The organism is uncultured Corynebacterium sp. (assembly GCF_945649885.1).
Taxonomy (GTDB): domain Bacteria; phylum Actinomycetota; class Actinomycetes; order Mycobacteriales; family Mycobacteriaceae; genus Corynebacterium.
In genome coordinates this window covers 21,073-27,822 of record NZ_CALZFS010000021.1, presented here as the reverse complement: position 1 = coordinate 27,822, position 6,750 = coordinate 21,073, and the positions used below count along the sequence as shown (strand labels likewise).

Below are 6,750 nucleotides of genomic sequence, written 5' to 3'. Positions count from 1 at the left end.
CTTTTCCTGCTCTTCATCGCTAAGCGCGGTATCTTGCGTCATAGCTTCTTCTTGCACTGCCGCCGAAGTTTAAGCCTGGGCAACTGGCGCTATTCCAAAAGATAACGATAGGGCAATTGCCGCTGTAAAAGCTGAACGACCGGAAGATCTAATTTTCACAGAAAATGTACCCTTTCAAGGCGATAATCAACAATGTAGAAAGGGTTCTGTCGCCTTGCGGTATTCGGCCCGCCCCCTCGACAAGCGCCAAAATAGCTATCTAAATCGGTGTGCGGGCCCACCCTAAAGCTTGAATGAAGACGAGATCAATAGCCAGTAAGGAAGTGTTGCAATTTTGTCATAAATTACAATTTCAGTCTTTGACGGTTTCTATCAATCACCTGTCAAACGCTTTCCATTATGTGAGGCAAGACCTCAGTACGCAACGTTTCCAAGAAGGAAAACCTCTGCACGTGCCCCTGCTGGACGCCCGAGCGACGACCAATGGCCACCCGATCAGGTGCACTCATGTACCTCAGAAGAAGATATGCGGGGCAGTGAGATTTTACGGCCTCGTGTGCCTTTCTTCAATTTTTCTTTAGGGTCTGTCTTATAAGTAGTCGTAAAACAATAGACAACATCCCACCAGCTGCTATGACACTTACAGGACAGACCCTAGAAATCCAACAAGGATTCGCCCCGTATGGAAGGCCCACGCCATAATGGGATCATGACTTCCGCAGGTTCCCCCTCCCCCATGCCCAACTATGGTCCGCCCAGCACCATCTTCCTGTTTTCCCCCACGGGTGCCAGTCCGGAGCAGGTGCGTGCCACGGTGGTGGAGTTGGCACATGATGATGGAGTCAGCTTTGTTGATGATATTGATGCCGCTTTTATCACCGGTTCCACCAATGTGTCGGTCACGGTCGAGGGTAATCTGATCAACGACGCGCTGGGATGGCTCGATGATGTGGCACTCGCCGAGGGGCTAGGGATGCGCCATGAGGATCAGTTCCTGCGTTTTGGTGATGAGGATGTGGATTTCACCATCAAGATGCGTGGTGATGACGATGCCCGCATCGGTGCGTCCCGCCTTGGCCTGGAACCTCTGATGAAGACGATGCGTGATGATGAGGACTTCATCGTCATTACTCGCTTTGACCTCGATGATCCTGCTGATGAGTCCGTGTTCATCCAGGCCCGCAGCTTCACAGAGCTGAAGGGGTGGACCTTGGAACACGGCGATCATGGCACTGAGTACAAGACGATCCTCGGCGATGTCGAGCAGGCTATCAACACCATTCTGCGCTGGATGAACGGCGAAGACTTGAATGATCTCGACTGGACCCGCAGTTGAGTCTGCAACGCACCCGGCGTTTTGCCACACTGCGCCGCGCCGTCGGTCTGCTCCGTGATTTCCGCTGGGAGCAGTCGCGGCCTGATATCTTCTACGGCAACCTCGCCACCGATACAGCTGAGCTTATCGACGCCCTCCTCACCGACCTCGCCTCCCCCACGGGATCCACCGCCCTTGATGGCCAGCTGATTCTCGATGTCGGTGGCGGGCCTGGTTACTTCGCCGATGCCTTCCATCAGCGCGGCGCCACCTATCTCTCCGTGGAACCTGATGTGGGTGAGATGTCCGCTGCCGGCATTGATGTGTCCGGTTCTGTCCGGGGCTCCGGCCTTGATCTTCCCTTCCTGCCAGATTCCTTCGATGTGGTCTATTCCAGCAATGTCGCTGAGCACGTCCCTGGCCCCTGGCGGATGGGTGAGGAGATGCTGCGTGTGGCGCGACCGGGCGGCATCGTGATCCTGAGTTACACCATCTGGCTCGGGCCTTTTGGGGGCCATGAAACCGGCCTGTGGGAGCACTATGTGGGTGGCCATTTCGCCAGGCGACGTTATGAGAAGAAACATGGCCATCCCCCGAAGAATGTCTATGGGCAATCCCTGTTCAATGTGTCCTGCAGATCAGGCCTGGCATGGGGCAAGGACGTTTCTGATGCCACCTTGCTGGCAGCCTTGCCCCGCTATCACCCTTCCTGGGCGTGGTGGATGGTGAAAGTTCCAGTATTGCGTGAATTCCTGGTGAGCAACCTGGTGTTGGTGCTGCACAAACACTAATATTCCTGTCTTGCTCCGGAAGCCATTTTTCTTCGCTGACGATGCTCTCACACCATCACCCCTGTGAACTGAACCGCTTTTTAGACCACTCTGTCTATCAGGGCTAGACAAAAGCGTACCGGTAGGTCTATGTTCAAGAAGACTTAATTAATTTCAAACCACAGAAAGCTGGTTTTCCATGATCATCACCGGACTCGCCGTCGGTGCTGTGCTCGGCATCGTGATGCAACGCGGCAGATTCTGTGTCACAGGCATGCTGCGCGACATCTTTCTGCAGCGCTCTTGGCGCACCTTCGTCGGACTGCTCATTGTCATCGCGGTTCACGCCGTCGGCATCGCAGCCCTGACCTCAGCCGGTGTGATCACCCCGACTCATTCCGGCTTCGCCCCTGCTGCTGTGATCGTCGGTGGCTTCATCTTCGGTTTCGGTATCATCCTCTCCGGCGGTTGTGCCTCCGGAACCTGGTACCGCTCCGGCGAAGGTCTGGTCGGTTCCTGGATTGCCCTGGCCACGTACGCCCTCTCCACCGCTGCCATGAAGACCGGCATCCTGAGTGGCTTCTCCGGTTTCATGAACTCCTGGGAAACCGAGCTGACCACCCTGCCCGCGCTGTTTGGTATCTCCATCTGGTGGTTCGTCATTCCGTTCGTGGCGCTGACCGCCTACCTGACCCGCTACTTCCTGCAGCAGGAAGCCAAGCGCCCGAAGATTGCCCGCCTGGGCAACCAGCCTGCATGGAAGCGCCCCCTGCACGTTTACACCGCTGGCGCACTCATCGGCCTGATCGGCGTCATCGCCTGGCCGCTGTCTGCTGCCGCTGGCCGCAACTCCGGCCTGGGCATCACCACCCCGACCTCTCACACCATGCAGTACATCGCCACCGGTGATGAGAGCTTCCTCAACTGGGGTGTCATGCTGGTGCTGGGAATCCTGGTTGGTTCCTTCATCGCTGCACGCTCCACCGGCGAGTTCCGCATCCGTGTTGCTGATGCCACCACCTCTGTCCGCGCTGTCATCGGCGGCACCATGATGGGTGTCGGAGCATCACTGGCCGGCGGTTGCACCGTGGGCAATGGCATGGTTCAGACCAGCCTCTTCAGCTTCCAGGGCTGGATCGCACTGCTGTTCATCGCTGTGGGTGTTGGAGTTGCCGCCAAGATCTTCCTCAAGCCTTCCACTGTGGCCAAGAAGACCCCAGCTGACGGTGGCACCTACTCCACCGAGCAGAGCCTGAGCAATGAGACCGCAACCTCCGCAGAGGATCGCGTTCTCCCGGTCAGCACTGGGGCCGCAGCGCCCTCCTTCGGCGGCCTGAAGGTTGCCACCGGCATCGTCGGACTCAAGCCTGCTGTCAGCGAGAAGCTGCGCGATCTTGGCGACGGCTACTACGCCCTGGATTCCCTCGGTGCAGTCTGCCCCTTCCCGCTGATCGAAGCCAAGGATGTCATGAAGACCCTGCAGTCCGGCGACCACCTGGTCATCGATTTCGACTGCACCCAGGCCACCGACGCCATCCCACAGTGGTGCTCCACTGATGGCCATGAGGTCACCGACTTCCGCGAAACCGGAGAGGCCTCCTGGAAGATCACCGTGAAGAAGGGCTGACACCCCACGAAAAACTCCATAAGAAAAGTGCTGCATCAGTTCATCCTGATGCAGCACTTTTTATATGGAACTGTGTTTAAACCTTTGCAGTTTCAGCTACTTCCGCCACCACCACAGGGCGGTTTTCGGGGAAGGGCATCTGTTCCACGTCAATCAGTGGATCTTCATCCTGGCCGGCCACGATCTCCTTGGCCTCCTGTTTGGTCTCCACTGTGGGGAAGGATCCCATCAGGGGACGCTTGGCAGTTTCCGGCATGAAGAACAAGGCGATGGCTGCCATGGCGGAGAAGGCCATGATGTACAGTGCCGGCACGATATCCAGCCCGGTCTTCTGCAGCAGGAACTGGGTGATCAAGGGGGTGGTGCCACCGAAGAGGGACACCGCGAGGTTATAGGAGATACCCATTCCGGAGAACCTGGATGCGGTGGGGAACATCGCAGGGATCGCGGAAGCCGACAGGGACACATAAGTGCCTGTGGAAATGGCCACGATGGTCAGCGCAATCATGACTCCCAGCAGGGTGCCGGTGTTCATGATCATGAAGGCTGGAACCATCATCACGAGGGTGAAGATCACTGCGAACCAGTACACCGGCTTGCGGCCGATGCGGTCAGATATCCGTCCCACAATCGGCATGCACAGTGCCATCACGACAAGCACGGGCACGGTCACCATGGCAGCAGAGGCCGAATGCATGCCGATCTGGGTTTCCAGATAGACCGGCATATAGCTGGTCAGGGCATAACCTGCGGTGTTGGCGGCAGCAGCGATAGCGATGGCCACCAGGAGTGGGCGCCAGTGGTGGCGCACGATACCGGACAGAGACAGGCGGGAATATGGGTCATCAGGGTTTTCCACCTGTGCGGAGCCGCCTTCATCATGATTTTCAAAGGCCGGGGTTTCAGGGATCCGGGTGCGCAGATAGACGGCGATGACACCCAGTGGGATTGCTGTCAGGAAGGGGATACGCCATCCGAAGTCCTCCATCGCGGTGGCACCCCAGAAGTGAGTGGTCACCCAGGTGGTGATGGCAACGACCGCGGCACCTGCAGCAAAGCCGGTATAGGAACCCAGGTCCAGGAAGGAGCTGTAGTAGCCACGACGGCGGTCCGGGGAGAACTCAGACACGTAGGTGGTGGCACCGGCATATTCGCCACCGGTGGAAAAGCCCTGGAAGAGCTTCAGCACATACAGGAGGATGAGAGCCCAGCCACCGATGCTGGCAGCGGTGGGAAGAAAACCGATCAGGGCAGTGGCAATCGCCATGGTCACGTACAGGACTTTCTGTCGGCCGATCTTGTCCCCAAGTGGCCCGAGCACGATGCCTCCGAGTGGACGCACGAGGTAGCTGACGGCGAAGCCGAACATGACGGCGAGCAGCTGCCACTGTTCTGGCAGGCCCTGGGTGAATACCGCGGTCATGGTGACGGTCAGGTATCCGTAGATACCGAAGTCATACCATTCCATGAAGTTGCCGACCACCGTTCCGCCAATGGCTGGTCGGAGTTTCTTCGGTGGCACGATATTGACATCATCAACAGTCAGTCGCGGTTGGTCTTTAGTTTTCTTGTGAAGTTTTATTGGACTCACGGGTTACAGCCTCTGTGTTGTTTTCGGCAGGTAATTCCTATGAATTACCTCTTCCTTCCAAAGAGTTTCTGGGTCGTACATGCCTTCCCCGGGTGTGTTCAGTTCCGGGACTCATCCCCCGGTTCCGGTCTGAACCACATCGACCTGAAAAACCATACGTGCACTTCACAGCACTTTTCCAATTGATGCGCCCATTCCTGCGCACTTCCCGCAGCGATACAACACAGTCTTGCTGGGATTCTGGGAGTTGAATTACAGTTTGATAACACAGACCAATCAGTCACACAAAAACCAGAAAACTTAGATTTTCTCAGATTCTTGTGTGCGCATTCGGTTGAGTGAAAATCCCGTAGCTTGCACCCCCATCACCGCACGCCAAAACCCCGCCCGACCCCCAGTGAAATTCAGGGGGCGGGCGGGAAGGTTTCTACTTTCAGAAAAGAGGATGAACTAGCGGCGCAGGTGCCTGCCATCCTCACCATTGCCGTCGATTTCGCCATCAACGGCGCCGTCAACGTCAAGCTCTTCGTGAGCGACGTCCTCGCTGACGGTTTCCGTGTCACGGACGGTCTCCTTGCGCAGGCTGACCTCCTCCACGGGGACGGTGTCCTTGGTGACCGAGACCCTCTCCTCAGATACGGTTATCGCTGCTTCATCATCTTCCAAGGCTCCTCCACGGAGGATGTCCGCATGCGTGCCATCAATCGGGGTTCGCTCAATGCGGACCTCTTCACGTTCCACCGGCACTTCGACGGTTTCGGTGTCGTGGACAACGTATTTGCGCAGTCGCACCTGACCGGTTTCAACGCGTTGCTTGTCCACGTTGAGTCGTTCCTCAGACAGGGTGAGGGAATCAGCCTCGGTAGCGTTGGCAGCGTCAACCGGGTTGCGGTCGGAGGCGACACCGTCTTGACCGTGGTCCGGGACAGGCGCGCCAGCCACACCGGCGGCGTTGCGGTCATGATCGCGAAGATCAGAGCCGTAGTTTTCTACATCGCTGGTGCCCTCCAGCCCGTAGTGGCGGTAGATGACCAGCTGGTCTTCATCGGAGAGGTGGGCGTCGGAATCGAAGTCCGGCGCATCGGAGATGCGGTCCTTGGTGAAGGCCAGGCGTAGTTCTTCTCCTGCAAGCTGGTGCCCGCGCAGGGGGACCAGACTGGAACTCATGCCGAATAGCCCGTGGCCGACTTCGACAAACTCGGGCTGGCCGGAGGTGTCATTGATGTAGACCTCCTTGACTGAGCCGAGCTTGTCACCGTTACTGTCGTAGGCGGTGGCATTGAAAAGATCGTCGATATTGCGATTTACCATGTCATGCTCCTTATCTAGACTGCTTCTATCTTCCAGGAGCCTTGAGATAGCAGTTTCCATCAACTGTGTTTCCCTGCGGGGTTGCGCCCCTGGATGCTGACACCGCCCAATGTAAAGATAAAAATAGACACATATG

Annotated in this window: 5 protein-coding genes; 3 read left to right on the top strand and 2 right to left on the bottom strand. The window is 57.2% G+C overall.

The window, feature by feature from the left end:
• Positions 1 to 709: 709 nt before the first annotated feature.
• The 3 genes from Q0M74_RS03890 (at position 710) to Q0M74_RS03880 (ending at position 3,712) form a co-directional block, all read left to right on the top strand.
• On the top strand, positions 710 to 1,336 hold the full coding sequence (locus Q0M74_RS03890; RefSeq protein WP_293951734.1) for a hypothetical protein: 627 nt from the start codon (positions 710 to 712) through the stop codon (positions 1,334 to 1,336).
• Positions 1,333 to 2,106, top strand: coding sequence for a bifunctional 2-polyprenyl-6-hydroxyphenol methylase/3-demethylubiquinol 3-O-methyltransferase UbiG (locus tag Q0M74_RS03885; RefSeq protein WP_293951733.1), 774 nt, complete (start codon positions 1,333 to 1,335; stop codon positions 2,104 to 2,106). The genes Q0M74_RS03890 and Q0M74_RS03885 overlap by 4 nt, the downstream gene beginning before the upstream one ends.
• Before the next feature lie 178 nt (positions 2,107 to 2,284).
• Positions 2,285 to 3,712 carry a YeeE/YedE thiosulfate transporter family protein gene (locus Q0M74_RS03880; RefSeq protein WP_293951732.1) on the top strand — a complete coding sequence of 476 codons (1,428 nt, stop codon included), beginning with the start codon at positions 2,285 to 2,287 and terminating at the stop codon, positions 3,710 to 3,712.
• A 76-nt stretch (positions 3,713 to 3,788) separates the two neighbouring features.
• Here Q0M74_RS03880 and Q0M74_RS03875 read toward each other — a convergent pair whose 3' ends face one another.
• The gene (locus Q0M74_RS03875) at positions 3,789 to 5,303 is read right to left on the bottom strand and encodes an MFS transporter (RefSeq protein ID WP_293951731.1); all 1,515 of its coding nucleotides are present in this window, start codon (positions 5,301 to 5,303) and stop codon (positions 3,789 to 3,791) included.
• A gap of 450 nt (positions 5,304 to 5,753) precedes the next feature.
• On the bottom strand, positions 5,754 to 6,614 hold the full coding sequence (locus tag Q0M74_RS03870) for a PRC and DUF2382 domain-containing protein (protein ID WP_293951730.1): 861 nt from the start codon (positions 6,612 to 6,614) through the stop codon (positions 5,754 to 5,756).
• Between the last annotated feature and the right edge of the window lie 136 nt (positions 6,615 to 6,750).

Coding starts and splice junctions, on each gene's coding strand:
- Q0M74_RS03890 (WP_293951734.1), top strand. CDS start 710: ATGACTTCCGCAGGTTCCCCCTCCCCCATGCCCAACTATGGTCCGCCC.
- Q0M74_RS03870 (WP_293951730.1), bottom strand. CDS start 6,614: ATGGTAAATCGCAATATCGACGATCTTTTCAATGCCACCGCCTACGAC.
- Q0M74_RS03880 (WP_293951732.1), top strand. CDS start 2,285: ATGATCATCACCGGACTCGCCGTCGGTGCTGTGCTCGGCATCGTGATG.